Below are 2464 nucleotides of genomic sequence, written 5' to 3' on the forward strand. Positions count from 1 at the left end.
GGGGGGTCGACAATGTGTGGTGCGGTCATCGTGATGATTCCGTTCGAGAGATCTGTGGAAGGTGAACTCGAAGGATCACGCGGTGGCCGCACCTACGTCCACGCTCGGGACGAATTCGACGACCGCGCTACACCACTATCAGGGACTCAACTGTCCGCGGACGGTACTGCCGGCGCTCGAGTGCGCCCGGCGCGTCACCCTGCGCGCTGGCGAGGAGCTGGGCTCGAGCGTGGACGGTGGCGTTCTCGGGGTCCTCGTGCCTACCTGCGAGCTTGGCTACGTCGGACGGGCGCATGTGACGGATAGGCCTCCGCCGGCGCCCTTTGGTGACCGCGCCTACACCCGCCGCTGACGCCTAGGTCCGCCCGTGGCGAGCCTTGTGGCGGCGGCGGAAACGGGTGAATGACCATGGGGCCTGCCTTCTCAAGGTGCCTAACTCAGACCCTTTACACCCTTGAGCGCCGCGTGTAGGTTGCCGATCACCTCCAGCCGAGTGGACCGCAAAGGGGCGGTTCTTCGACGGGACAGACAGGGGAATGAATACGAAACCAAGCCGCAGTGCGTTTCGCCGACGCCTGTGCGCATTTTCAGCAGTGGCGCTTTCCGCTTCGGTGATGGGCGTCGTCTGCGAGCGCTTACACCGATGGCAGCTGCAAGTGGAACTCCAGCACCCTCTACGTCGACTACATCGACACCAGCGGTGACTACCGGACGTCGTTCACCCAGGCGGCTGCCGACTATCGGAACAAGACCGACGCGAAGCTCTATCCGTCCTTGGCACAAGGCAACGCGTTCGGTGTCGAGAACTACTACTACGGCAAGAACGGGTGGGAGGGGTACACGACGTGGGCCTGCCTGAACTTCGGACGTAAGTCGTTCGCCGCCTCCCGGCTGAACATGTCGTACCTCGACACGGCGTCCACCGATCGCAAGAAGGTGGTGTGGCTGCACGAGCTGGGACATGGTCTCGGACTGGGACGCGTCACCCCGGTCGCCCGAGTCATGTACACGTCCGCCTCTGATGCGTACTACTCCGGGGGCGTCCGCACGCTCACGAGTGACGAAATCAGCGGCATCAACAGCTGGTACTGAGAACAGGGATAACGATGCAACTCACAAAGGTCTGGAAGTTCGCACCCTCTGTCATTCTTGGGATAGCCGTCATGGCTGGATGTTCCTCGTCGCCGGACTCCGGTGGGGTCACCGGCGGGGAGTTCACCCGCGCGAAGTTCTACGCGTCGGAAGGGGCGCTCAGGGCCGATAGCGAAGCTATCGTCGTGGCCCGGGTTCAGGCTCAGACGGTCGCGGACGACATCACCCCTGGTCTCGACTTCACGATTTCCGATGTTGAGGTTAGCCAAGTCAAGAAGGGAAAGGGGCTCGGCCTCAAGCCCGGGCAGGTCGTCAAGGTGCGCGAGACGGGCAAGTCTGGCGACGGCGGTGGGTGGAAGTACCTCGACGCCGGGGAGAGCTACCTGCTCTACCTGGTCACCTCGGGCCTCCCCGGCGACAAGGCGGACCAGTTCTACATCACTGGAGCGAACGTGGGCTCCTTCGTGCAGGTGCCTGGCCCCGGTGGGCCGTCCAAGTTCAAGCAGCTGAACCCGTCCACGGGTGACCGCCTTCCCGGGGAACTGAGCGCAGCGGAGGTGCCGTCCGAGTGACGTGAGCGGCGAAGGTTCGGTTGCGCTCGGGAACCGCCCGAGAGCATGAGGTAGGGAGAGGGGTGGGCCAGCATGGTCTCGAAGCTGACGTCCCGGGTCGTGTTGTCGATGGGCGCCGTCCTGGCGGCCGGGGCACTCCTCGGTGCGTGTGCGTCTTCGGGCGAGGGAAGCTGCGCTCTCCCTTCTCCCGAGCTCCGCCCTGCCGCGGCGGGTGCATCGCCACTCGCTGCGGAGGACCCCCTGCCGCTACGCCGGGGAAGCTCGGTCGTCGTCAACGTCGACTTCGCCGTTTCCTGCACCGATACCCGCCCGGGCGAAGAGGTGACGGCCGAGCCTGGGCGCCGTGCGGCGGTCACCGTCGAGATCGCGTCGGGCACCTACGTCAAACGACTGGCCACGGTCGACAGCGACATCTCGGGAAAGGTTTCTGCTCCCGTTGTCATCCCGACCGATGCCCCGACCGGGAAAACGGTGCTGCGCGTGTCCGGGGCGCTCGAGCGCGAGCTGCAACTCAGCTAAGATCCTCAACTGCCGAGACGGTGACGGCGGTGCGACATCCCCGTGTCGGCGACGTGGTCACGCGCTCGTGCCGGTGACGCTCTCGTCCTCGCCGACCTCGAGGTACAGCCCGGTCGCGTAGGTCGTCAACGTCCTCTCACTGCGCAGACTCTTCCTGCCGGCGTCGTTCCTGCGGCAGCGTGATCACGGTCCAGCGGGAGCGCCCGCTGGTGCACCTGGTCCCACCGGATCACAGCCCAACGTCCGCTGACTGCTGCCCTTCGGGGTAGAAGGTCCAGCAA

Annotated in this window: 3 protein-coding genes; all 3 read left to right on the forward strand. The window is 65.3% G+C overall.

Going from position 1 to position 2464, the window contains the following annotated elements:
• The first annotated feature begins 774 nt into the window (after nucleotides 1-774).
• The 3 genes from AB4091_RS21725 (at nucleotide 775) to AB4091_RS21735 (ending at nucleotide 2183) form a co-directional block, all read left to right on the forward strand.
• Nucleotides 775-1092 carry a hypothetical protein gene (locus AB4091_RS21725; RefSeq protein ID WP_442294967.1) on the forward strand — a complete coding sequence of 106 codons (318 nt, stop codon included), beginning with the start codon at nucleotides 775-777 and terminating at the stop codon, nucleotides 1090-1092.
• 14 nt (nucleotides 1093-1106) lie between these two features.
• Nucleotides 1107-1664: a hypothetical protein gene (locus tag AB4091_RS21730; protein WP_442294969.1), complete on the forward strand. Its 558-nt coding sequence runs from the start codon at nucleotides 1107-1109 to the stop codon at nucleotides 1662-1664.
• A gap of 108 nt (nucleotides 1665-1772) precedes the next feature.
• On the forward strand, nucleotides 1773-2183 hold the full coding sequence (locus tag AB4091_RS21735; protein ID WP_442294971.1) for a hypothetical protein: 411 nt from the start codon (nucleotides 1773-1775) through the stop codon (nucleotides 2181-2183).
• Nucleotides 2184-2464 lie beyond the last annotated feature (281 nt).

This window comes from Terrabacter sp. 2RAF25 (assembly GCF_052115265.1).
Taxonomy (GTDB): Bacteria; Actinomycetota; Actinomycetes; order Actinomycetales; family Dermatophilaceae; genus Terrabacter.

Bases quoted from the DNA above. Each gene is read 5' to 3' on its own strand.
- AB4091_RS21735 (WP_442294971.1), top strand. From the start codon at position 1,773: ATGGGCGCCGTCCTGGCGGCCGGGGCACTCCTCGGTGCGTGTGCGTCT.
- AB4091_RS21730 (WP_442294969.1), top strand. From the start codon at position 1,107: ATGCAACTCACAAAGGTCTGGAAGTTCGCACCCTCTGTCATTCTTGGG.